Below are 24,289 nucleotides of genomic sequence, written 5' to 3'. Positions count from 1 at the left end.
TTTTTGAAACGCTTTATTTTTATCTAATTTCTTTAATAAGCTGAACATAGCCAACGTAAGTATCAAACAAAGTTCTAAAATGATAAAAATAAGTACCTGATGGCAGTTCACGATTATTTTTGTCCTGACCTTTCCATTGATCTATGTATCCTTCACCGTGATGATAAACCTCCAATCCATAACGATTGAAAATTTTCACTTCGATTGGGTTAAAAATTTCAATATTAAAACCATCGTTCATGCCATCGCCGTTTGGCGAAATTCCTTTGGGAACCACGCAATCATTCAACTGCAATGGAATAATATTATCACACCAAAGGTTATTTTTACCTTTTGCTCTTATCCAAACGATCTTAGGGAATATATTTGGTTTGTAATTAGTAATATTCATTATTTCATTTACTTCATTCTCTGCATCTATTTCGTTTTCATAGAATTTTAAATTTATCTCGTTCATATAAGGAAACATTCTGGAAAGCAATAAATGAACCGATGTTAAATTCACAGCTGATGGATCATTTTTTAAATTACAAAGCATTAAAGGTTCTTTCAGCTCTGCAAAAGGTACCATTTGTGCTGTTATAGTAAAAAATGTTATTTCAGCACAACCATTGATATTGTCTTTAACTCTCGTCCATATGACCTTTGAGGCATGGCTTGCTATCTCGTAATTTGTAACATTAGTTATTCTATTAGCCCCCTTTTCAGCATCTTCGTTGGTTTCATGAAATGTAATAGTAATATTACTTGCGGTACTTATTTCTGAATATTTATCAGTTAAATCAAGTAGAACAAAACCTTTTCCTTCATCACATATAACTATATCATTAGGATCATTTATTATAGGGCTAAATTTCAAAAATACTGGTTCACTATCTGTATTATTACTTTCATCAACTTCGTCAACCATTCCATTTCCTACCCCATCATCATCAACTTTAACTGTTAATACTAAATCGTTATCTATATTTATATTTGAAGGAATTGTAAATGAAATAAAACCCGACTCAGATTGGTCTGGAAGTATTATATTTTTAGTTTTTGAAGTTGCTATCAATACATCATTTAGATAAAAAGCTATTGGTACGTTTGCAGGTAAATCAACTAAAGTGTACATATTAGAAACTTTATAAAAAACTTCAACAGTTTTACTATCGCACTCTGTTTTAATGGTATCAACACTAATTATAGCATCCGGTTTTAAATTTGTAACAGCAACAACCATTGCATTAAAGTTAATCATGTCTGAGCTTGAATCCACCTCGACTAACAATGAAGTATCACCAACAGTTATGTAATTATCAATAAAAAAATAATCCATATCCATATTATAAACATTGGTTCTGTTTGTAAAAGCATCGGTTTCGTTAAAAACATTATTTGCTGGATTTAAGGGAGGATCACTTACCACATTTCCATTAACACGTAATTCCTCGTTTATAGCAAGATTTGCATCGGTTTCCCAAGCTAAAATCCCAATTTTTGCACCTTCACTATTTGATAATTTTAAATTACTTAAACCAATTGAAACTTTACTAATTGTAGATACATCTAGTATTTGAAATCCATCATATACATTTAACAGTCTTGTCTTTATTGTTGGATCTTCGTATATAATTACCATTGCCCAACCTGCATAGATAGAACCACTAGCGCAATTAGGAAAGTTATTCGTAAAATCTGATAACAAGTAAACTCCGTTACCTGTATTTTGTACTATACTAGTAACATCTGCAAAAGCACTCCTTTGAGGATAATTAAATATTGAATTATCTAATAAAATTCTTTCTGCCGTAATAGGTATATTATTCAGCATTACAGTTTGATCAAAATTCCTGTTTTCTGGGAAACCACTCCAATACAAATATGCAGCTACTACTTCTTGATTCGGATTTAAGTTTAATGCAGCCGATGATTGTGTAAGTATGGTACAAGGTTGCCCCGTACCATTTGATGCAGTGTTTAATGTATTTCCAACCATTGTAAAATCAAAGCGACCATAGAACTGCTTATAAAGAGAGATTGGCTGAGAGAAACCTAAAATGGAATTAAGAAGTAATACAACTAAAAATATTTTTTTATACATAATTCAAAGTGTTTTTAATAAATATATAAAAAATAATTAATTAAATAATAAAATATCAAAAACATAAAGCTAATTATTAAACATTAAATATTTATGTAACAGTACCCTATTTAACTTCTTTAATCAAATAAACATATCCTAAATAAGTATCAAACAAAGTTCTAAAATGATAGAAATATGTTCCTGATGGCAGTTCACGATTATTTTTGTCCTGACCTTTCCATTGATCGGTGTATCCTTCACCGTGTTGGTAAACTTCCATTCCGTAACGATTAAAAATTTTCACTTCGATTGGGTTAAAAATTTCAATATTAAAACCATCGTTCATGCCATCCCCGTTTGGCGAAATTCCTTTGGGAACCACGCAATCGTTCAATTGTAATTGAATAATATTATCGCACCAAAGTTTTGTACCTTTTGCTTTAATGTAGATAATGTAAGGAAAGCGCGGTGGCTGATAACTATTAATATTGGTAATTTCATTGATTTCATTTTCAGCATCTGCTTCTGTTTCATAAAAACTCAGTTGCATTTCATCAACATACGGAAAAATCCTCTTTAAAAGTATATAGGCTAACGACAAATTAGCTGCCAATGGATTACTTTTAAAATTACAGATCATTAAAGGTTCTTTAAGTTCTGTAAACGGCTTCATTTGAGCAGTAATCTTAAAAGATGTTGTATTTGCACAACCTGTAATTTTATCTTCTACTCGGATCCAAATTGTTTTAGAACTGTGACTTTTTAATTCATAACGATCAAAATTATTAACAGCTCTTGCACCTTTTTCTGCTTCATCTTTGCTTTCATGAAAAGTAATAATAACGTTGTTGCTGGTACTTGCTTCGAATTGCTTCGATGTTAAATCGAAAATCACAAAACCTTTCTCGTCTTCATCACAAACGATAATATCGGTTGGTTCATCTACTTCTGGTCCATAAATTAAGGTTACATTTTCAGAATCGGTATTATTGGTTTCGTCAATTTCTACCACCGTACTATTTCTATTGCCGTCATCATCAACACTTGCTGTTATTGTGAAATTATCGCCAAAAGATTCCGGGATTGTTAAAGTAATTGTTCCTGTTTCAAAATCATTTATTGGAATGTCATTTTTTGTAGTAGATGTTCCTACCAAAACCTCATTGGCATAAAAAGCTATAGGAACATTTTTAATTAATGGATTTGTAGCTTTATTTGTATTGAAAACTGTATAATCAACCTTTATTTCTCTACTATTACACTCAACTTTTATTTTATCAATATTGATAGTTGCATCGGCAAAAAGACTGCTTAATGCTACCAATATATTATTGACAATTATTAAATCCTGCCCGGTTTTAATTTCAACAGTCATTGATGTATCGCCTAAAGAAATAAGGCTACCAACATTAAAATAATCAATATCCATATTCCACAAATTAGTTGCGTTTGTATAGGTATTGGTAGAATTAAATACATTATTTGCCGGATTTAACGGCGGATTACTAATTATATTTCCGTTGATTCTTAACTCTTCGGCAACTGCTAAATTATCGTCGCCTTCCCATGCTAAAAAACCAACTTTTGCATTAGTAACATTGGTAACATTTAAACCGTTTAAAGTTATGGTAGCACTTTGCCCAGTATGATCAACAATTTGAAAACCTTCGTAAACACTTATAACTCTGTTTGGCAAAGCGACGTCTTCATACACCACTACAATAGACCAGCCGGCATAATTACTACCTGTGGGGCAATAAGGCGGTATAACGTTTGTTAGATCTAAATCGGATAGGGTATAATTAACATTACCTGTAGCCTTTACAAAGGTTGTTACATCTGCAAAAGCTCCAAAAAATTCTAATCCGGTGGGACCAATTGTTGTAAATGTTCTTTGAGCTGTAATAGGTGTACCGTTTAACTGAACATTTAAATCGGCTTGTGCTAAAGTTCCGGATCCTGACCAATACAAAAACGCTGCTTGTATATTGGCATTAGCATTTAGGTTAAGAACCGCACTTGATTGCGTTAAAATAGTACAAGGTGCTCCTGTTCCATTGGGAGCAGTGTTCATGGTATTACCTATTATAAAAAAGTCATATTGCCCCGTATACTGCTTAAAAAGTTTTACAGGCTGGCTAAATGCAAAAAAGCATGAGAAAAATATAAGTAATCGTAGTATTTTTATCATAACCGAAATAGTTTCAATAAAAATACAAAAAAATAAGTATTAATCAGTTAATCAAATACATACTCGGTAAATTTAATATTAAATCGTTTAATTAGATACAAGGTTTTATGATTACTTTGAACAACTAACGTGTCTTTTGATTGTACCAACTTATACGGAATTTGATATTCGTTTATATACTGAAAATTTTTATTATTATAACTTTCTTCATATACCGATTTGATAAACTGTTCGCTATTATACCAATACAATTTATTTTTTTTATTGTAGTGATAAAGAGAATCTTCATCAGTTGATTTATTTAAAAATCGTAAATATTCATTATCTAAATAAAGAATTTCATTTGGTCCTATTCCTACCCAGCCTTGAGATATTCCTATTTCATTATCATGTTTTAGCGAATCGGGAGGATAAACACCTTTTAACTCCCAGAAACCTTGTAAATCTGCAGATTTTGGTTTTGTTTTATAGTCGTTTAAAATATCGTCTATTTCATTATTGCAGCTAAATAGGGCAAATATTGTTGTTAATAATAGTATTTTTTTCATTTATCTTACTTCTTTAATTAAATACACATAACCCGAAATAGTCTCATAATCTGTCGTAAAAACGTAATAATAAGTTCCGGTTGGCAATGCTTTATTGTTCATATTTTGCCCTACCCATTGGTTGGTGTATCCTTTGCCATAGCTAAAAACTTCTGATCCATATCGGTTATATATTTTTAATTGGTTCAGGTCGTACACACTTAAATCAAACCCATCGTTAGCGCCGTCAAAGTTAGCTGAAACCCCTTTCTGTATTGGACAATTTCTTGTTAAATCAATGTGAGTTTTTGAAGAGTTATTTTCTTCATCAATTTCAAAAACAATTCCTTTTTGGTTTCCGGTATCATCTACATTAGCAACCAAATCAAATCGGTAACCAAATTTTTTAGGAATATCTAACGTAATGGTTTGACTAATTTGACTTCCTTCAGCAACTTCTTCATCTGTTTTAGTAGTTCCTACCAATTCATTATTGATGTAAAATGCTACAGGTGTATCCTTTTTTAACGGATGGTTACCTTTATGGTTTGCAACACTGTAATTTACATCAACTCTTCGGGTATGGCAGTAGTTTTGATAACTATCTAAAGTCATTGTTGCATCAGGAAAAACACTGTAAACAGAAAGTACTATTGCATTAAAGAAAACTACATCGGCAGCTGTGGTTACTTTAATATCTAAAACTGTATCATCTACTTCTACGTAGCTGCTTAAATCGTACTCATCTAAATCCATGTTCCACATTTCGGTAGAGTTTGAATAAGTATTAGTACAGTTAAAAGCATTATCTGCGGGATTCATTGCGTTAGATACAGTGATGTTGTTTATTAATAATTCTTCGCCAGAAGCTAAAGAAGCGTCACCTTCCCAAGCCAAAAATGATATTTTTGAATTTGCTGCATTTGTAATTCTAAAACCGTCTAAAATAATATTAATAATGGGGTTACCTGTATCTAAACTTTCAAAACCATCATAAATTGCAACTAAATTATCTTCAATATCTTCATCGTTATAAACCACCGCAATTGCCCATCCTACATAATTACCACCGCAATATTTTTTAATATGTTTTGTTAGATCTAATTCAGATAGTGTATATTCTGTTTCGCCAAATTGCTTTACTATATGCGTTACATCTGCAAAAGCCGAAAAATAGGCGAAGTTTGGATCGGGACCTGCTGCTAAAAGATTAAGGCGTTCAGATTCTACATCAATACCATTTAATTTAACATTTAAATCGGCCTCACGTTGGTTTCCATTACCTGACCAATACAAATAAGCTGCGACTACTTCTTTGGTTCCGGGTATATTAAGTGTTGCCGATGATTCTGTTAAAATATCACAAGAATTAGGATCTCCATTTGCTTGTACATTCATTGTGTTTCCAAGCATTGTATAATCATAACTACCGTAAAATTGTTTGTAAAGTGATATTTTTTGACCAAAAGAAGACAAGCTACAAATTAATGTAGTAAACAAAAGCAGTGTTTTTAACATGGGGTTTTAGTGTAATTGATTTTTTGTTAAAATTATCAAAAAAAAGTATATCTCAACAAAAATAATTCATTTAGAGTAGAAATATTTTTTTAAACAACTATATTACTTATTTCCGTATCAAAAACCTGTGAATCTTTTAAGAATTCCATTTCAATGGGTAGATAGTACAACTGGTCTTTTTGTAGCAGATTCTGCAAGCGCATATAATCTTTTTCGGTTGTGATAATTTTTCGATTGTTTGCTTTTTGAAGGATGTTATTTATATCTTGATCTGAAAAAAAATGATGATCCGGAAATGTTAAACATTCACTTTTAGTACAATTTAAATACTCATAAAAATATTCGGGTTTTGCGATACCGGCAACGGCAATAAAATCATTTTTTAAATCAGAAATTTTAATTTCTTCTATATTATTTGTTACCGAATGATGATAACTAATCGTTGAAAAGAAAATTTTCTCGTTATCAATGTAAATTTTATTTTTTATTTGAAGCATTTCTGCTTCCGATAAATCTTTAGGGCATTTTGTAACCACAACAACATTTGCTCTTTTTACTCCCGATTTACATTCGCGCAAATTTCCGGCAGGCAACACCAAATCGTTATAAAACAAATCGTTGTAAGCCGTAAGCATAATATAAAACCCCGCTTTTATTTTACGGTGCTGAAAAGCATCATCTAACAAAACAACTTCGGTTTTGGGCAGAACTTCTAAAATTTTGGTAACTCCTTCTACTCTATTTGTATTTACCGCTACATTAACATTTTTAAATTTTGAATGATATTGAAAAGGTTCATCTCCAATTTCTTCTATGGTTGTAGTGGCATTTGCCAAATAAAAACCTTTGCTTTTACGCTTGTAACCTCGGCTTAAAACCGCTAAATTGTATCTATCAGCTAAAAGTCTAATTAAATATTCTACCATGGGCGTTTTACCCGTTCCACCAACCGACAGATTTCCCACAGCAATTATCGGCAAATTAAAAGCAGTTGATTTTTTAATTCCTTTATCGTACAAAAAATTTCGCAAGCTTGTTATGGCTGCATAAATCAACGAAAACGGAAATAATATTTTGCGTAGGTTTTTCATTGGGTTAGTCTTTTATAACCTTTTAAACTAATTTTCCGTTCATTAAAAAAAGATCCATTTTCTATAAAAAGACCCGCCATATTCTTTTTGTTAGTTATAACCGTTTCAATAGTTCGCATATTTACTTTATCATTCATATTGTTGATTATAGTATCTCTAACAAAATACTCTGTTACAACACCTGCAAATCTATCGTTGTGAAAATTTATAAATTCAATTTCAAATTCATCAACATTATCAAAGTTTTTAGTTTCTAAACTTGTACTATCTTTATAAAAATTATGAAAAAAGAAATCAGCATATCGTCCCCTTATTGGTAAATTTGAATATTCAGAATGCAATTTAATTTTTGCTAAATAAGTATGTTTTTTATCTGTTGCTTCAACTTCTAAATCATAATATTGGCTATAGGCTTCATTTAATTTACCATCACTATAAAACTTAACCTGATTGCGTAATGTATCCTTACTTTTATCTTTAGGAATAAATAGTTCAATTAATTCGTAGTTTTTATCTGATCCTTTAATAGAATCATAATCAATTTTCGACCATTCAACGGTGTAATCATCAGCATTCATTTCAGCGATGGTGTCTTTTTCTTTTTTACAACTCATAACGAGTGTAGTCATAAAAAATAGGAGTAAATATTTCATTAAGAATAATTTCATAAGATTTTGTACGAAAATAACGATTATTTTTATCTTTGAATATACTAAAAATGATATTGTGCAGTTAAAACAACTTATTCCGATTTTAGAAGAAATGGCACCCACAGCCTATGCCGAAGATTTTGACAATGTAGGTTTACTTGTCGGCGATGTAAACGCAACAATTACAGGTATTTTGGTTTGTCACGATGCTTTGGAAAGCGTTGTTACCGAAGCCATAGAAAAAAACTGCAATCTAATTGTGTGTTTTCACCCAATACTTTTTTCGGGTTTAAAGAAAATTACCGGCAAAAATTATGTTGAACGTGCGGTTATTAAAGCCATTAAAAACGATGTGGCTATTTACGCGGTTCACACAGGTTTGGATAATCATAAACTGGGAGTAAACAAAATTTTGTGCGATACTTTAGGGTTAATCAACACAAAAATCTTGATTCCGAAACAGGATTTTATCTATAAACTAACCACTTTTGTTCCGAAAGATCATTTAACGAATGTTCAAAAAGCGTTGTTTAATACAGGTGCCGGAGCTATTGGAAATTATTACGATTGCAGTTTTACTTCGGCTGGGATTGGATCTTTCACAGGAAACAACGACAGTAATCCGGTAATTGGCACTCAGAATGTTTTTACCGAAGTGGAAGAAATCAAATTAGAGGTTACTTTTGAAAAACATCTGCAAAACAACATTTTAAAAGCCTTGTTTGAAAGTCATCCGTACGAAGAAGTTGCTCATGAAATCATAAAATTAGAAAACCAACATCAAAATATCGGTTTGGGAATGATCGGCGAATTGGAAAATGAAATTTCCGAAATCGATTTTCTTCAATCAGTAAAAAATAAAGTAGAAACCGGTGGCATTCGTCATTCAAATTTCTTAAATAAAAAAGTTAAGAAAGTAGCTGTTTTAGGTGGATCGGGCAGTTTTGCAATTGCTGCCGCCAAAGCTCAAAATGCCGATGTACTGGTAACAGCCGATTTAAAATACCATGATTTTTTTCAAGCAGAAAATCAGATTTTATTAGCAGATGTTGGTCATTTTGAAAGTGAACGTTATGTAAAAAATTATATTTTTGATTATCTATCAAAAAAAATACGTACTTTTGCAATTATTTTATCAAGCATTAAAACAAATCCGGTTAACTACCTATAATATATGGCAAAGAAAGCAGAAACTGTTGAAGAAAAATTAAGAGCGTTATACGACTTACAATTGATTGATTCACGAATTGATGAAATTAGAAACATGAGAGGCGAATTACCTCTTGAAGTTGAAGATTTAAAAGATGAAGTTGCCGGGCTTACCACTCGTTTAGAAAAGCTTAACAACGAAGTACAAACGGTTGAAGAGCAGGTTAAAACGAAGAAAAACGAAATTGAATCGCACAAAGAATCAATTAAAAAATACACCGATCAACAAAAAGACGTTCGTAACAACCGTGAATTCAACTCTTTAACTAAAGAAATTGAATACCAAACGTTAGAAATTGAATTGGCTGAAAAACACATTAAAGAGTTTAAAGCTAATATGGAATATAAAAAGAATTTAATTGCACAGACATCTGAAAAATTAGATACTAAAACAAGCCATTTAAAGCATAAAGAAAACGAATTAAACGGTATTTTAACAGAAACAGAGCGCGAAGAAAAAGCGTTGGTTGTAAAATCTGAAGAGTTTGCTGCCGCAATTGAAGATCGTTTGTTAAATGCGTACACAAGAATTAGAAACGGCGTTAAAAACCGTTTGGCTGTGGTTTCTATAGAGCGTGGTGCATCGGCAGGATCGTTCTTTACCATTCCACCGCAAGTTCAGGTTGAAATTGCTGCCCGCAAAAAAATCATGACAGACGAACACAGTGGTCGTATTTTGGTTGATGCAGCTTTAGCAGCAGAAGAAAGAGAAAAAATTGATGCAATTATCAAAAATTTAAAATAAATTTAAGCCTCTAATTTAATAGAGGCTTTTTTTATGGGGTTTTTCAAAAGATTAAAATACACGCTTCTTACAAAAGGTTTTGGTTTGTACATTAATTCCTTGCACTACTTAAATGCAAAATTTGCAGCAAATACTGCCTATACGCTGTTCTCGGTTCCTCGCGAAGGCGTCTTAAAATCGTTGCCTACTTTTTTGGGATCAAGTGCCATGAAAAAACTAAAAGTAGATCAGCACAATATTCAAACGTACGAATGGTTTGGCGAAAGAGAAACTATTTTGCTTATTCACGGTTGGGAAAGTAACGCAAATCGTTGGCAAGGCGTGATTCATTTTCTAAAACAACACCATTACCGCATTATTGCTTTAGATGCTCCAGGACAGGGTCTAAGTGATGGTAAGGAACTGAATGCCGTTTTGTACAGCCGATTTGTAAACGAAGTTTGCAACCATTTTAAACCCGATTTTTTAATTGGACACAGTTTGGGCGGCATGACGATGTTTTATTACATGGCGACTTTTAAACCCGATTTTGTAAAGAAAATTGTATCGTTAGGTGCACCCAATCGTTTTTTACGAATTACCGAAAATTATCGAAACCTGATTTCGCTTTCCCATAGATCCTATCAAGGTTTTCTAAAAGAATTTTCAAAAAGATTTTCTATTGATCCAACTGATTTTAACAGTAGTTCGTTTGTCGATCAGATAAAAGTTCCCATTGGAATCATTCACGATGAAGAAGATAAAGTTGTTCCGTACACTGATACTTTGGAAATTTTAGAGAAACATCCGGAAATTCCGCTTTACACCACACATGATTTAGGACACAGTTTATACAGCGATGATGTGAACGAACAAATTGTTTATTTTTTAGAAAACAACCGCTTTAAATCGTAATTTTGCACAATGGATCAGGAAGGAATACGCATTAATAAATTTTTATCGGAAGTTGGATTTTGCTCACGTCGCGAAGCCGACAAACTGTTGGAACAAGGAAGAATAACCATTAACGGAAAAATTCCGGAATTGGGAACAAAAGTGTTGCCGACTGATGAAGTTCGTGTAAACGGAACATTGGTTACAGAAAAAGAAGAACCAAAAATTTATCTTGCGGTTAACAAACCTGCCGGAATTGAATGCACTACTAATCAATCGGTTCGTGGGAATATTGTTGATTTTATCAATTATCCCAAAAGAATTTTTCCTGTGGGAAGATTGGATAAAGATTCGGAAGGATTGATTATCATGACCAACGATGGCGATATTGTAAACAAAATTCTGCGTGCGCGTAACAACCACGAAAAAGAATATATTGTTACCGTAAACAAAACAATTACCGACCGTTTTATTCAGCGTATGAGTGCCGGTGTTCCTATTTTAGATACGGTTACAAAAGAATGTCGAGTTGAAAAAATAAGCAGCACAACATTTCGTATTTTTTTAACGCAAGGGTTAAACCGACAAATTCGCAGAATGTGCGAGTATTTTGATTATACGGTTGTTGCGTTGAAGCGTATCCGTATTATTAATATTTCGTTAGATGTGCCAGTTGGAAAATACCGCGAAATTACCAAAGCCGAAATGGACGAACTTAACCGTTTAATTGGCGACAGTACAAAAACCGAGGAAGGCAGTTTACCAAAAACCGACAAACCTTTGGTTAATAAAAATCCTGCTCCTACTAAAGATCGTAAAGATTTTAAAAAGAAATTTACAGAACAACGTCCGCTACGAAACGAACGCAGAAATACTAGAAATAAATAAATCCGAGTTATACGCACCTCTTTTAAAATATATTAATTGCGGTATAACTTGTAGTATTTTTTATTGTTACTTAACAATCACTTTTTTTGGTTGCTTTCCCTTGGTTTGTTGTCACTTCAACAAAATACAAACCTTTTGCAAGAGAACTTACATTAATAACATCCTCAGTTGCTGTTTTAACCACCTGACCTAAATTGTTATAAATAGTAACTTGTTCTAAAACCAAATTATTTTCTAAACTAATGTTTAATATATCGATAGTAGGGTTTGGATAGACTTTAAAATTATCTGAAATAAAATTATTTATTGCTAAAATACTAGTTAAATCAAATACACGAACCAAGCCCGCAAATCCATAACCAACAGAAGAGTAGTTTGGAGAACCAATAACTATCTTTGTTCCATCTGCACTTAAACAAACGCTTTCGCCTGTATAATCACCTAATATTTTACTATTTATATCAGCTCCTTTTTTATACCAAAATCCATTAATGTATTCATAAATTTGCACACTTCCAGATATATTAGAAGAAGCTGGGGATCCTACAGCTAAAACAGAACCATTAGCAGACAAAGATAATGATTGACCACTGCGAATAGCATCCTGCAATCCATTTATGCTACTACCGATTTTGTACCAAGAGCCCGATAAATATTTATAAACCCGTACTTCTCCAGAATAAGTTCCATTACTACTATTATGAGGTGCCCCAACCGCTAAAGTTTTACCGTCGGATGATAAAGAAACTCCTGCACTAGTTTCAAATGAATCACTACCAATTATCTCATTGCCTAGTTTAGTCCAATTGCTTGAAATGTTCTCATAAACATGTACTTTAGCAATACCTGTACATCCAAAACAATTATCCAAAGAACCAACAGCAAGAATATTTCCATCATCAGAAAGTGAAATATTCCATCCAAAATACGAAGAATTATCGTCTGCATAACTGATATCGGATCCAATTTGTGTCCAATCACCATTCAAAAAACGATATACCATCACTCTTCCTTTCAACATATTATCCGTGTTATAGGGTGCGCTTACTGCAATAGTATTTCCTTCGGCGGATAAAGTTATAGAATATCCAAAATTTTCTTTTGAATTTTTCCCATAAATATTATTACCTATCTGAATCCAATTACCAATACCATCATATTCGTAAACTGCAACATACCCTATTGAATCATCTCCAGGATTTCCAGAACTTGCTACCGCAATAATATTACCATTGTGCGTAATATCAACGTCACTACCTAAATGATCTGCAATTCCATTTGATTCAATTGACGAACCAACCTGTACCCAGCTACCATTTGCATTTTTAAAAACCCTTACTGCACCTCTATTGTTATTAATAGTTTTATACCCTGAGGCTGATGTCACGATTGTTGTTCCATCACCCGATATTGCAACGCGTTTTCCCAACAACTCCGTTTGTTGAATTGCATTAATATCCTGCCCGATCTGTACTTGACTAAATCCTAAAAAAGGAATTAGTAAAAAGAAAAGTATTTTTTTGTTCATAATTATGTATTTTTAGTTAACAATCACTTTTTTAGTAGCTTTACCTTGATTTGTAGTAACCTCAACAAAATAAAGTCCTGTTGCAAGATGGCTAACATCTATAACATTTTCAGTTGATGTTTTAACCACTTGACCTAAATTGTTATAAATAATTACTTGCTCTAAAACCAAATTATTTTCTAAATTAATATTTAAAACATCTGACGTTGGATTTGGATAAATGTTGAAGTTTTGTGATACAAAATCATTAGTTGATAGCATTCCTGAAATATCATACACTCTTACTTGTCCAAATAAATTTCCATTATCTGAATTACTAAATGCACCTACCACAACTTTTTGTCCATTGGCAGATAATGAAACACTACGACCGAAATTTTCCCCACCTATTTTACCATTAATGCCCTGCCCCATTTTAACCCAACTTCCAGAGATATTTTTATATATACGAATGTAACCAGACTTATTTGTAAAATTTCCAGGGGCGCCTATTGCTAAAATAGTTCCATCTGCAGAAAAAGACACACTGTAACCACTTAAAGCTCCTGCAACTTCTCCATCAATATCTTGTCCAACTTTAATCCAATTTCCTGAACTATTACGATAAACACGAACACTACCTGACTCTTTACCATTCCCTTCATTATGTGGTGATCCAATAGCAACTATATTACCGTTTGATGATAAAGACACACTAGAACACGTATCAAAAGCATTTTCTCCAACAATATCGTTACCTATTTTTGTCCAGGTTCCTGAAATATTTTGGTATACTCGAACTTTCCCTTTTGCATTTGTTGAAGAAGCATTACGCAAAGTACCAATCGCAAGTGTGTTCCCATCTTCAGAAAGATCAATATCAATTCCACTAAACTCACTAACTATTTCGCCATCATCAATATCAGAACCTATTTTTGTCCAAGTACCTGATACATTACGATAAATGCGTACTTTACCTGAATTTTTCCCTCCTTTACCGGTAGCATAAGGTGCACTTGCTGCAACAACACTTCCATTAGAAGATATAGCCACGCTGTATCCAAATTGTTCACCTATATTTCCCATAACATTTTGCCCAATCTGACTCCAAGTACCCGAAATATTTTGATAGACCGAAAAATAACCAATATTGCTTAAATTAGTAACAGTTCCTATAGCTACAATATTTCCATCAGATGAAATAGCAATATTATTACCTAAACTACCACCAACAAAATTTTGACCTAATTGTATCCAATTACCAGAACTATTGATTCTATACACTTTTACCGATGATGAGGACATTCCTCCAGCTATAAATGTAGTACCGTCATCAGAAAAACTAACACTATTACCAAAACGAAAACCATTGGAATCACCACTAATATCCTGCCCTATTTGAACCTGGCTAAATCCTAAAAAAGGAATTAGTAAAAAAAAAAGTAATTTTTTGTTCATAATATTCTTTTTTTAGTTAAAAAGTAAATATAATAAAAAAACAGCTCCGTTTTATGGAACTGTTTTTAAATAATATTATAAAATGTAATTAAGAATACATTTTTGTGCGTAATTCTTTAATTTTTGGATCGTCTAAATATTCGTCGAAGGTCATGTAACGATCTATAACTCCGTTTGGTGTTAATTCTAAAATACGGTTACCAACGGTTTGGGCAAACTCGTGATCGTGTGTTGTAAACAATACCGACCCTTTAAAGTTTTTTAATGAGTTGTTAAACGCCGTAATCGATTCCAAGTCTAAGTGGTTTGTAGGTTCATCTAACATCAATACGTTGGCTCTAATCATCATCATGCGTGAAATCATACAACGTACTTTTTCTCCACCCGATAAAACAGAACCTTTCTTTAATGCTTCTTCACCAGAGAAAATCATTTTTCCTAAAAAACCGCGAACATAAACTTCGTCACGCTCTTCTTCTGTTTTCGCCCATTGACGTAACCAGTCAACCAAAGTTAAATCATCGGTAAAGAAACTGTGATTATCTGCCGGTAAGTACGATTGCGTTGTAGTAATTCCCCAATCAAACGTTCCGTTATCGGCTTTTAAATTATTGTTTAAAATTTCGTAGAAAGCAGTTGTTGCACGAGAATCTTTCGAAAAAACAACAACTTTATCGCCTTTCGCCATATTAAAATCTACATTCTTAAACAAAACTTCTCCTTCAACCGAAGCAGCTAAATCTTTAACGTTTAAAATTTGATCTCCGGCTTCGCGCTCTTGTTCAAAAATAATAGCTGGATAACGACGAGACGATGGTTTAATTTCATTTACATTTAACTTCTCGATCATTTTTTTACGTGAAGTTGCCTGTTTAGATTTTGCTACGTTGGCAGAAAAACGACGAATAAACTCTTCTAATTCGGCTTTTTTCTCTTCGGCTTTCTTGTTTTGTTGTGCACGCTGTTTAGCAGCTAACTGCGACGATTCGTACCAAAACGTATAGTTACCAGAGAAATGATTGATCTTTCCGAAATCAATATCTGAAATATGTGTACAAACCGCATCTAAAAAGTGACGGTCGTGCGATACAACCAAAACGGTATTTTCATAGTTTGCCAAGAAATTCTCTAACCAACCAATTGTTTCAAAATCCAAGTCGTTGGTAGGCTCATCCATTACCAAAACATCAGGGTTTCCAAATAAAGCTTGCGCTAATAACACACGAACTTTTAACTTTGGCTCCACCTCGCCCATTAATGTGTAATGTAAATCTTCTGAAATTCCTAAATTCGATAACATAGAAGCGGCATCAGAATCGGCATTCCATCCGTTCATTTCATCAAACTGCAACTGTAATTCGCCAATTCTATCTGCATTTTCGTCAGAATAATCGGCATATAACTCGTCCATTTCCTTTTTAACAGCAAACAGCACTTTATTTCCCATTAAAACAGTTTCTAAAACGGTGTGCTCGTCAAACATATTGTGGTTCTGGTTTAAAACCGACATACGTTTGCCCGGTTCTAAAATTACGTGACCAGAAGTTGGATCGATATCGCCTGCAATAATCTTTAAAAACGTAGATTTTCCTGCACCGTTTGCACCAATGATTCCGTAGCAGTTACCTTGGGTAAATGTAGCATTTACCTCATCAAACAATATACGTTTTCCAAATTGAACAGATAAATTTGAAACTGTTAACATACTTATATTTTTTTATAAGCTGCAAATTTACGAAAATATATCCAATTAAAGGATCGAATTAAAATTAGTTGAAATAGCTTGAGTGAGTATTTTACTCAACTTTTCATAATTTTTAACTATAAATTCGTTTTTTCTTAAAATTATATTAAATTTAACTTAATTTGAAATTACAAAATGGTGTTGCCTTAATTTTGATGTTATGAAAACAATAAACATAATAGGTTCTGGTAATGTGGCTCATCATTTGGTGCGGGCTTTAGCCGAATTATCAAATTATAAGATTCAAAATGTCGCGGTTCGTTCTTTAGATAAGATTGCAGATTTTTTTCCGAACGATTTAATTGTTCCAACTATTGAAGATTTAAAACCGGCTGATATCACTTTGATTTCGGTTACCGACAGTGCCATTGCAGAAGTTTCAGAGAGAATTCCGTATAAAGATGCGTTAGTGGTTCATACATCGGGAACAACTGCTTTAGAAGTTTTGAACGATAAAAACAGAAAAGGAGTTTTTTATCCTTTACAGACATTTTCTAAAAACAAGGAAATCAATTTTAAGGAAGTTCCGTTGTGTTTGGAAGCGGTAAATACGGACGATTTAATCGAATTAAAATTGTTGGCAGAAGAATTATCAGACAAGGTGTTCGAAATATCGTCAGAACAACGAAAAAGCCTGCATGTAGCAGCGGTTTTTGTCAGTAATTTTACCAATCATCTGTATTCAATAGGAAATGAAATCTGTAAGGAAAACAATATTCCGTTCGATATTTTAAAACCGCTGATTAACGAAACCGCTGACAAGATCAATTATTTAAATCCAAAAGATGCCCAAACAGGTCCGGCAGTAAGGTTTGATCAAAAAACAATAAAAGCACACCAAGATTTTTTAACCAATAAAACTTATAAAGAAATTTATAATTTAATTACACAAAGCATACAAAAAAATGTCTAAAAGTTACAAAGAATACCTGAACAACATTAACACGTTTATTTTTGATGTTGACGGCGTATTAACAAACGGAACAATACAAGTTACACAAGCAGGAGAATTATTAAGAACCATGAACATTCGCGACGGTTACGCAATGAAAGCAGCAATTGAAAAAGGATACAATGTTTGTGTTATTTCGGGCGGATCAAGCGAAGGCGTTAGAATACGATTAAGAAATTTAGGCATTTACGACATACATTTAGGGGTTATTGATAAGATTGAAGTTTATCAGGAATACATTGATGTGAACAACATTAAACCCGAAAATGTTTTATACATGGGCGACGATTTGCCCGATTATTGGGTAATGCAAAAGGTAGGTTTACCCGCTTGTCCGCAAGACGCTGCACCCGAGATTAAAAGACTTAGCAAATACATTTCGAATATAAAAGGTGGCGAAGGTGCCGTGCGCGATGTAATTGAGCAAGTTATGAAGGTTCAAGGAAATTGGCTTGAGCACTTCGAAGCAAAGTTTGATTAACAGTTAAATATATAAGCTTATGAATGTTCTAAAGAAAGATCAAGCACAAATGATGTTGCAGGTTATTGCAGCTGTTTTACTTTTTAGGTTTGTTTTATTTGAACCTTTGGTTCAAGATTTAGGGCTTTCTAAGCTTCATTATTTTTCGTTTGTAATTGCTATTGGCTTTATATTGTACGGCGGTGTTTTGCTGTACAAAATTGTGCTGCAGGAAGAATTTCCCGATAAAAATATCGAAAAAAGCGTTGAAAAAGCTTATTACAAATATTTAGGAGTTAATGCCGTTGGTATTGGAATTTCGTTTTTTGTTGCCAGCGATATTGATCGTACTTATTACTTTGGATTTTTCCTGGGTTTGGCTGCAATACTTTACTTATACATTACCCAATGGCGCAAAATTTTGGTGTTCGATAATATTGTGTATTCACTGATTATTTCGTTCTCGTTTTTTATTTTGGTTTTGATGGATTTAATGCCGTCGCTACAAATGAATGCTGAGCAAAATCCGGAAAAACAGCAATTGCTTAATATTTCATTACAAATATGTGTTTTGTTATGGTTCTTATATTTTATTAAAACGATTTTGATCGACCTAAAATTTATGGAATTAGATATTAAGCACAAACGCAAGTCACTGGCAACCATTCACGGAAGAGAAATTGGTGCAAAACGAACAACCGTTTTATCGCTGATTCCTTTGGTTTTGATCATTTTGTTTTGTGTGATACATTTAAACCTGACCATTTTAATAGGATACATTGGTGCATTAGTGGTACTTCCTTATTTATTTTATCTGTCAAAACTATGGAATGCCAAAACTACCGAAGATTTTGACCGCATAAACAATATTTTAAACATAATCGTTTGGTTAACTATATTTTCCATTGTAGTTTTATACTTCAATTTAAAATGAAATGATCTTACAAGAAAAATATAACGATTATCAAATAATATTAGCATCAAATTCTCCCAGAAGAAAACAATTTTTAACAGATTTAGGTTTAAATTTCACTATTAAACCAGCTAACGTAAACGAAGAATATCCTTCCCACTTAAAGGGCAAGGATATTGCTTTATATATAGCACAGCAAAAGGCTTCGGTATTTAATAATTTAGATGCAAACGAGCTTGTTATTACCTGCGATACAATTGTTTGGATTGATGATATAGCTTTAGGAAAACCCGAAAACAGTGATGATGCTAAGCAAATGTTACAACAATTATCGGGCAAAACGCATGAAGTTATTAGTGCCGTTTGTATCAAATCGAACCAAAAAGAACATTTGTTTTACGATGTAACCGAAGTAACATTCAACACCTTAAATTCTTTAGATATTGACTATTACGTTGATACATTTAAGCCTTTTGATAAGGCAGGATCGTACGGTATTCAAGAATGGATTGGTTTGATAGGAATAGAAAAAATCAACGGATCTTACACAAATGTAGTTGGAATGCCAATGGAAAAACTTTATAACGAATTAATGAAATGGTAATGTTTAAAGATTTTCATTTACACGATTATTACGGAAAAATAATAGCTACGTTAATTTTAATCGTCGTTATTTATATTTTAAGACTGATTATTCGAAAAGTAGTTTTAAAATTTTCTGAATATTCTTCAAAATCAGACAACCGCAGCAAACTGATCATTAAGTATTTTAATTCATTACTTAATATTTTGTTCGTTATTTTTATCATCTTACTATGGGGAGTTGATACAACCCAACTTTTTGGCTTTGTGGGTGCTGCAATAACCTTTATTGGTGTCGCATTTTTTGCACAATGGTCGGTTTTAAGCAACTTTACCGCAGGTGTTATTATGTTTTTTGCATTTCCTTATAAAATCGGAGATCGCATAAGAATCCAAGATAAAGATTTTCCTATTGAAGCTGAGATAGACGATATTAAAGCATTTCATACCATTTTAATTACCGCCGAAGGCGAACATATATCATATCCAAACAATCTATTTTTACAAAAAGCCGTAGTTGTTCTATAAAATTTAAAGTCATAACGACTAAAATGAAATCTAAAAAATGAAAAACAACATTATATATATCTTTTGTGCATTGTTTATACAAAACGTTTTTGCACAAAAACCACAAACTCCTACTCCGTCTGAAATTTATTTTAAGATAGAAAAACTAAACGTTTTGGCAAGTGCCATGTACATTGCCGCACATCCCGATGACGAAAACACTCGACTAATTACCTATTTAACGCATCACGATAAAGCATATACAAACTATTTATCTTTAACACGGGGCAATGGTGGACAAAATTTAATTAGTAACGAATTAGGAACCGATTTAGGTGTTATTAGAACAAATGAATTATGGAATGCCAGAAATATTGATGGCGGAAAACAATTTTTTTCCACTGCCGATGATTTTGGTTTTTCGAAACATCCGAAAGAAGCTTTTTCAAAATGGGATAAAGATTTGTTGTTGAAACAGATGGTTTACATGATTCGAAAGGAACAACCCGATGTTATTGTAAATCGTTTTGATCACAGAACCGAAGGAACCACTCACGGACATCACACTGCATCGGCGCAATTATCTAAACTGGCATTTAATTTAGCGAACGATAAAAACTATAAAGGTTTATCGCAAGAAAACGCAGAAATCTGGCAACCAAAACGATTATTCTTTAATGTTTCATGGTTCTTTTTTGGCAGCAAACAAGCATTTGATAAAGCCGATAAATCAAAATACATTCCACTGAATATTGGTGTTTTTTACAATCAGTTGGGGAAGAATAATCAGGAAATTGCATCGTTAAGTCGCAGTCAACATCAATCACAAGGTTTCGGTGATATGTCATCTCGTGGCGAAGAAATTGATTATGTAGAATTGGTTGATGGCGATGCGTTGAAATCGAGCAATTTGTTTGAAGGAATTGACACAAGTTGGAATCGTATTAAAGGCGGAAACAAAATTCAACCTTTGGTTACGCAATTAATTAAGGAGTATGATTTTAAAGATCCATCGAAATCGATCAATCTACTGACAAAAATTTATTCTGAAATTGATAAATTACCAGAAACCATCTGGAAAACCCGCAAACAAAACGAAGTTAGAGAACTGATTAAAAACTGTGCCGGATTGTTTTTAGATATCACAACAAACGAGCCTTACACTACGCCAAACGAAAACGTTGATGTTAAGGTTGAAGTTGCCAACAGATCAAACCAGAACATCGTTATAAAAGATGTTACAATCAATAACAAAAAAAAATCTGTAGGTAAATCTTTAGCAGATCAGGAAGTTTACTACGATTATTTTCAAACAAAATTCACCAATCAAGATTACACGAATTTTAAATTTATCGACAATTTCAATGACTTTAAAAATCAATTTAATTCATCCATAAAAAATGAAATCGGTTTAGAAGTTAACGGTGTTTATCTATCGTACACCTTACCTATTCAATATCATTACAAAGATGTAGTAAAAGGTGAAATTTACAAACCCTTTCATGTTGTTCCAGCAGTTTCTGTTCAATTTAAACAACCGGTTTACATATCAAATTCAAATAAAAATCAAAACGTTTCAGTTGTTTTAAGTAATTATTCCGATGTTGAAATTGATGGAAAGATTATTATTAATAAAAATGAGGATACAGAAATAAGTAAAAAAATACGTGAGAAAGTTCCAAATCTTGTAAGTCTTGTTCTTTTTTCAGACGAAACTACATTTAATTTAAAGCCAAACGAAAAAAACAAAGAAATAATAATTAATAAAGATTTTACTGAAGGTAAATATTTTGTGGGTCACAATAATGGTTTATCTATAGTTGGAACATCAGGAGAAACAAAATGGGTCGATTATAACCATATTCCTTTAAACTATTATTTAAAAGATTCGGAAGCAAAAGTGGTATCTTTCAATAAAAGTGTTTTAAAAAAATCAAAAATCGGATATATTGTTGGTGCGGGCGATGAAATTCCGCAGGTTTTAAAAGATGTTGGTTACAACGTCGATTTCATTAATTTAGAAACCATAAAATCCGAAGATTTATCAAAATACGAAACTATTATTGTAGGAATACGTGCTTTTAACACCGAAAGTTCGTTAAAAACTAAAAACAGATTATTGTTCGATTACGTAAAAAATGGCGGAACGGTAATAACGCAATATCAAACCAACGGCAATTTACAAACCGAAGAAATTGCACCGTATAAATTATCGATTGGCAGAACTCGAATTACCGATGAAAACGCCGTTGTTCAATTTATCAACCCAAACGAAACGGTTTTAAATAAACCTTTTAAAATTACACAAGAGAACTTTAAAAACTGGGTTCAGGAACAAGGTTTGTATTATGCCGATGAATTTGCAGGTGAATTTCAGCCAGTTTTTACATCGCACGATTTCGACGAAAAAGATACAAACGGCGCATTACTTATTGCAAAACACGGAAAAGGACATTACATTTATACGGGTTTAAGCTTTTTTAGACAATTACCTGCAGGAAATACCGGTGCTTTAGAACTATTTATTAACCTAATTGAATTAAAAAATGAGTGATTTTAAATGGATTAAATGGCGAAGAAGCTACAGTATTGTGCTTTTAATTAATGTTTTTTACATTATTCTTTTTTATTTTATAATGCATTTTAGCAATTAGTATGGAATTATTAGACTGGATTATACTTTTAAGCACCCTATTGTTTATTGTTTTATACGGAACTTACAAAACTCGCGGCAGCAAAAACATACAGGAATATATTTTGGCAAACCAAAGCACCAACTGGTTTACGGTAGGTTTGTCGGTCATGGCAACACAGGCAAGTGCAATTACGTTTTTATCAACACCAGGTCAGGCGTATCACGACGGAATGGGCTTTGTGCAGTTTTATTTCGGATTGCCGTTGGCAATGGTCGTAATCTGTATGGTTTTTATTCCGGTTTTCCACCGTTTGAAAGTTTATACGGCGTACGAATTTTTGGAAGAACGTTTCGATTTAAAAACTCGAACATTGGCTTCGGTTATTTTCCTTATTCAACGAAGTATTGGTACGGGAATTACCATTTACGCGCCGGCAATTATTTTATCGTCGATCTTAAATTGGGATCTAACTTTTATTATTGTATCAATTGGTATCGTCATTATTTTTTACACTTATTTTGGTGGAACTAAAGCATTGAACATCACACAGAAACAACAGGCATTTGTAATAATGGCAGGAATGTTCTTGACGTTTTTCATTATTTTGTTCCGATTACCCGAAGAAGTAAATTTTGTAAACGTATTTAATGTTGCAAAGATTGAAAATAAATTAGAATTACTTAATTTCTCTACCGATTTTACTGAAACATATACATTGTGGAACGGTTTAACGGCAGGTTTCTTTTTAATGCTGGCTTATTTTGGAACCGATCAGTCGCAGGTTGGTCGATATCTTTCCGGAAAAAGCATTAAAGAAACACAGATGGGCTTGTTAATGAACGGAATTTTAAAAGTTCCTATGCAGTTTTTTATTTTGTTAGTTGGTGTTATGGTTTTTATATTTTTCCATTTTTATCAGGCGCCGTTGCATTTTAATCCAGTAAATACATCAAAAGTTTTAAATTCTGAATATCAAGCGGAATATCGAAATTTAGAAATCGAGTTGAAAGATTTATTGAACGAAAAGAAAGAAGTAACGCAGATTTATACCGGACAGTTAAACCAAGGGTTTGAAAACGAAATGTTAGAAGAAAAATTGGTTACTTTAAACGAAAACGAAGTTCAGTTGCGTCAAGAAGCCCGAAATATCATTACAAAAGTTGATAGTAAAGCCGAAACAAACGATAAAGATTATGTGTTTATCTATTTTATATTGAATTATCTGCCACACGGAATTATCGGATTTTTATTGGCAATGATTTTTTCGGCAGCCATGTCAAGTTCCGCTTCAGGGTTGTATGCAGTAGCATCGAGTTCGGCAATTGATATTTACAAAACTTATAAACCAAATCAAACAGAACAACATTACTTAAAAGTAACTAAATATTTGGTTGTTTTCTGGGGAATCATCTGTATTTTGGCAGCCTGTGTTATTACCTTATTCGAGAATTTAATTCAGTTGGTAAACATCATCGGATCTATTTTCTATGGAACTGTTTTAGGTATTTTCCTTATAGCCTTCTTCTTTAAATACATTAAAGCAAAAGCTACTTTTTGGGGAGCCCTATTAACGCAACTTTTAGTTATCTACATTTATAATTTAGATGTGATAAGCTACATGTGGTTGAATCCAATTGGTGTATTTTTAGTAATAATTATAGGTTTTATTTTACAAATAGTATTCAGCAAAAAAAATCGAACGTAATGTTCGATTTTTTTATGTTACTAAATTTAAAAATTATCATTTCCAAAACATAAATTTAATGTTAA

20 protein-coding genes are annotated in these 24,289 nt (G+C 32.6%); 11 read left to right on the top strand and 9 right to left on the bottom strand.

The features are described 5' to 3' along the window. Positions 1-19: 19 nt before the first annotated feature. The 6 genes from BM253_RS10880 to BM253_RS10855 form a co-directional block, all read right to left on the bottom strand. Positions 20-2,086 carry a T9SS type B sorting domain-containing protein gene (locus BM253_RS10880; RefSeq protein ID WP_091523807.1) on the bottom strand — a complete coding sequence of 689 codons (2,067 nt, stop codon included), beginning with the start codon at positions 2,084-2,086 and terminating at the stop codon, positions 20-22. Positions 2,087-2,192: 106 nt separating this feature from the next. Then, the gene (locus BM253_RS10875; protein WP_091523803.1) at positions 2,193-4,259 is read right to left on the bottom strand and encodes a T9SS type B sorting domain-containing protein; all 2,067 of its coding nucleotides are present in this window, start codon (positions 4,257-4,259) and stop codon (positions 2,193-2,195) included. A 47-nt stretch (positions 4,260-4,306) separates the two neighbouring features. Continuing rightward, positions 4,307-4,807 carry a hypothetical protein gene (locus tag BM253_RS10870; RefSeq protein ID WP_091523801.1) on the bottom strand — a complete coding sequence of 167 codons (501 nt, stop codon included), beginning with the start codon at positions 4,805-4,807 and terminating at the stop codon, positions 4,307-4,309. Next, a complete protein-coding gene (locus BM253_RS10865) occupies positions 4,808-6,304 on the bottom strand; it encodes a T9SS type B sorting domain-containing protein (RefSeq protein ID WP_091523796.1) in 1,497 nt (498 codons plus the stop codon). 89 nt (positions 6,305-6,393) lie between these two features. Continuing rightward, a complete protein-coding gene (lpxK, locus tag BM253_RS10860) occupies positions 6,394-7,395 on the bottom strand; it encodes a tetraacyldisaccharide 4'-kinase (RefSeq protein ID WP_091523793.1) in 1,002 nt (333 codons plus the stop codon). Further along, positions 7,392-8,048 carry a hypothetical protein gene (locus BM253_RS10855; RefSeq protein ID WP_143095629.1) on the bottom strand — a complete coding sequence of 219 codons (657 nt, stop codon included), beginning with the start codon at positions 8,046-8,048 and terminating at the stop codon, positions 7,392-7,394. Before BM253_RS10855 ends, lpxK begins: the two co-directional genes overlap by 4 nt. 73 nt (positions 8,049-8,121) lie before the next feature. Between BM253_RS10855 and BM253_RS10850 the strand changes: the two genes are divergently transcribed. Genes BM253_RS10850 through rluF form a run of 4 tightly spaced genes read left to right on the top strand, consistent with a single transcriptional unit; the run spans position 8,122 to position 11,760 of the window. Next, positions 8,122-9,216: a Nif3-like dinuclear metal center hexameric protein gene (locus BM253_RS10850; protein WP_091523786.1), complete on the top strand. Its 1,095-nt coding sequence runs from the start codon at positions 8,122-8,124 to the stop codon at positions 9,214-9,216. A gap of 3 nt (positions 9,217-9,219) precedes the next feature. After that, on the top strand, positions 9,220-9,999 hold the full coding sequence (locus BM253_RS10845; protein ID WP_091523781.1) for a zinc ribbon domain-containing protein: 780 nt from the start codon (positions 9,220-9,222) through the stop codon (positions 9,997-9,999). A gap of 33 nt (positions 10,000-10,032) precedes the next feature. Then, positions 10,033-10,893, top strand: coding sequence for an alpha/beta fold hydrolase (locus BM253_RS10840; protein WP_091523777.1), 861 nt, complete (start codon positions 10,033-10,035; stop codon positions 10,891-10,893). A 9-nt stretch (positions 10,894-10,902) separates the two neighbouring features. After that, complete coding sequence (gene rluF / locus BM253_RS10835; protein WP_091523774.1) at positions 10,903-11,760, top strand: 23S rRNA pseudouridine(2604) synthase RluF; 858 nt, start codon at positions 10,903-10,905, stop codon at positions 11,758-11,760. A gap of 70 nt (positions 11,761-11,830) precedes the next feature. Here rluF and BM253_RS17340 read toward each other — a convergent pair whose 3' ends face one another. From BM253_RS17340 to BM253_RS10820, 3 genes are all read right to left on the bottom strand, one after another. Beyond that, entirely contained in the window at positions 11,831-13,288 is a 1,458-nt protein-coding gene (locus tag BM253_RS17340) for a T9SS type A sorting domain-containing protein (RefSeq protein ID WP_091523771.1), read from the bottom strand. A 12-nt stretch (positions 13,289-13,300) separates the two neighbouring features. Further along, positions 13,301-14,725: a T9SS type A sorting domain-containing protein gene (locus BM253_RS10825; protein WP_091523768.1), complete on the bottom strand. Its 1,425-nt coding sequence runs from the start codon at positions 14,723-14,725 to the stop codon at positions 13,301-13,303. Positions 14,726-14,813: 88 nt separating this feature from the next. Further along, positions 14,814-16,430, bottom strand: coding sequence for an ABC-F family ATP-binding cassette domain-containing protein (locus BM253_RS10820; RefSeq protein ID WP_091523764.1), 1,617 nt, complete (start codon positions 16,428-16,430; stop codon positions 14,814-14,816). Between the two features lie 199 nt (positions 16,431-16,629). Between BM253_RS10820 and BM253_RS10815 the strand changes: the two genes are divergently transcribed. The 7 genes from BM253_RS10815 to BM253_RS10785 all read left to right on the top strand — a co-directional run bounded on the left by BM253_RS10815 (position 16,630) and on the right by BM253_RS10785 (position 24,224). Next, a complete protein-coding gene (locus tag BM253_RS10815) occupies positions 16,630-17,382 on the top strand; it encodes a Rossmann-like and DUF2520 domain-containing protein (protein ID WP_091523760.1) in 753 nt (250 codons plus the stop codon). Continuing rightward, on the top strand, positions 17,375-17,902 hold the full coding sequence (locus BM253_RS10810) for a KdsC family phosphatase (RefSeq protein ID WP_091523756.1): 528 nt from the start codon (positions 17,375-17,377) through the stop codon (positions 17,900-17,902). The genes BM253_RS10815 and BM253_RS10810 overlap by 8 nt, the downstream gene beginning before the upstream one ends. Positions 17,903-17,921: 19 nt before the next feature. Next, a complete protein-coding gene (locus BM253_RS10805) occupies positions 17,922-18,815 on the top strand; it encodes a UbiA prenyltransferase family protein (protein WP_091523753.1) in 894 nt (297 codons plus the stop codon). A 1-nt stretch (position 18,816) separates the two neighbouring features. Further along, positions 18,817-19,398: a Maf-like protein gene (locus BM253_RS10800; protein WP_091523749.1), complete on the top strand. Its 582-nt coding sequence runs from the start codon at positions 18,817-18,819 to the stop codon at positions 19,396-19,398. Further along, entirely contained in the window at positions 19,398-19,904 is a 507-nt protein-coding gene (locus tag BM253_RS10795; RefSeq protein ID WP_091523934.1) for a mechanosensitive ion channel domain-containing protein, read from the top strand. The genes BM253_RS10800 and BM253_RS10795 overlap by 1 nt, the downstream gene beginning before the upstream one ends. Positions 19,905-19,941: 37 nt before the next feature. Beyond that, positions 19,942-22,437, top strand: a complete 2,496-nt coding sequence (locus tag BM253_RS10790) for a PIG-L family deacetylase (protein ID WP_091523745.1) — start codon at positions 19,942-19,944, stop codon at positions 22,435-22,437. 101 nt (positions 22,438-22,538) lie between these two features. Continuing rightward, positions 22,539-24,224 (top strand): sodium:solute symporter family protein, encoded by a 1,686-nt coding sequence (locus BM253_RS10785; RefSeq protein WP_091523742.1) that lies wholly within the window; start codon positions 22,539-22,541, stop codon positions 24,222-24,224. Positions 24,225-24,289: the final 65 nt, after the last annotated feature.

This window comes from Paenimyroides ummariense, from assembly GCF_900115115.1.
GTDB lineage: Bacteria > Bacteroidota > Bacteroidia > Flavobacteriales > Flavobacteriaceae > Flavobacterium > Flavobacterium ummariense.
Note: the sequence above shows the minus strand (reverse complement) of the source record. Positions and strands in the feature narration are given on the sequence as shown.

Excerpts from the sequence above, each read along its gene's own strand:
- BM253_RS10880 (WP_091523807.1), bottom strand. The coding sequence starts at position 2,086 with ATGTATAAAAAAATATTTTTAGTTGTATTACTTCTTAATTCCATTTTA.
- BM253_RS10875 (WP_091523803.1), bottom strand. The coding sequence starts at position 4,259 with ATGATAAAAATACTACGATTACTTATATTTTTCTCATGCTTTTTTGCA.
- BM253_RS10870 (WP_091523801.1), bottom strand. The coding sequence starts at position 4,807 with ATGAAAAAAATACTATTATTAACAACAATATTTGCCCTATTTAGCTGC.
- BM253_RS10865 (WP_091523796.1), bottom strand. The coding sequence starts at position 6,304 with ATGTTAAAAACACTGCTTTTGTTTACTACATTAATTTGTAGCTTGTCT.
- lpxK (WP_091523793.1), bottom strand. The coding sequence starts at position 7,395 with ATGAAAAACCTACGCAAAATATTATTTCCGTTTTCGTTGATTTATGCA.
- BM253_RS10855 (WP_143095629.1), bottom strand. The coding sequence starts at position 8,048 with ATGAAATATTTACTCCTATTTTTTATGACTACACTCGTTATGAGTTGT.
- BM253_RS10845 (WP_091523781.1), top strand. The coding sequence starts at position 9,220 with ATGGCAAAGAAAGCAGAAACTGTTGAAGAAAAATTAAGAGCGTTATAC.
- BM253_RS10840 (WP_091523777.1), top strand. The coding sequence starts at position 10,033 with ATGGGGTTTTTCAAAAGATTAAAATACACGCTTCTTACAAAAGGTTTT.
- rluF (WP_091523774.1), top strand. The coding sequence starts at position 10,903 with ATGGATCAGGAAGGAATACGCATTAATAAATTTTTATCGGAAGTTGGA.
- BM253_RS17340 (WP_091523771.1), bottom strand. The coding sequence starts at position 13,288 with ATGAACAAAAAAATACTTTTCTTTTTACTAATTCCTTTTTTAGGATTT.
- BM253_RS10825 (WP_091523768.1), bottom strand. The coding sequence starts at position 14,725 with ATGAACAAAAAATTACTTTTTTTTTTACTAATTCCTTTTTTAGGATTT.
- BM253_RS10820 (WP_091523764.1), bottom strand. The coding sequence starts at position 16,430 with ATGTTAACAGTTTCAAATTTATCTGTTCAATTTGGAAAACGTATATTG.
- BM253_RS10815 (WP_091523760.1), top strand. The coding sequence starts at position 16,630 with ATGAAAACAATAAACATAATAGGTTCTGGTAATGTGGCTCATCATTTG.
- BM253_RS10810 (WP_091523756.1), top strand. The coding sequence starts at position 17,375 with ATGTCTAAAAGTTACAAAGAATACCTGAACAACATTAACACGTTTATT.
- BM253_RS10805 (WP_091523753.1), top strand. The coding sequence starts at position 17,922 with ATGAATGTTCTAAAGAAAGATCAAGCACAAATGATGTTGCAGGTTATT.
- BM253_RS10800 (WP_091523749.1), top strand. The coding sequence starts at position 18,817 with ATGATCTTACAAGAAAAATATAACGATTATCAAATAATATTAGCATCA.
- BM253_RS10795 (WP_091523934.1), top strand. The coding sequence starts at position 19,398 with ATGTTTAAAGATTTTCATTTACACGATTATTACGGAAAAATAATAGCT.
- BM253_RS10790 (WP_091523745.1), top strand. The coding sequence starts at position 19,942 with ATGAAAAACAACATTATATATATCTTTTGTGCATTGTTTATACAAAAC.
- BM253_RS10785 (WP_091523742.1), top strand. The coding sequence starts at position 22,539 with ATGGAATTATTAGACTGGATTATACTTTTAAGCACCCTATTGTTTATT.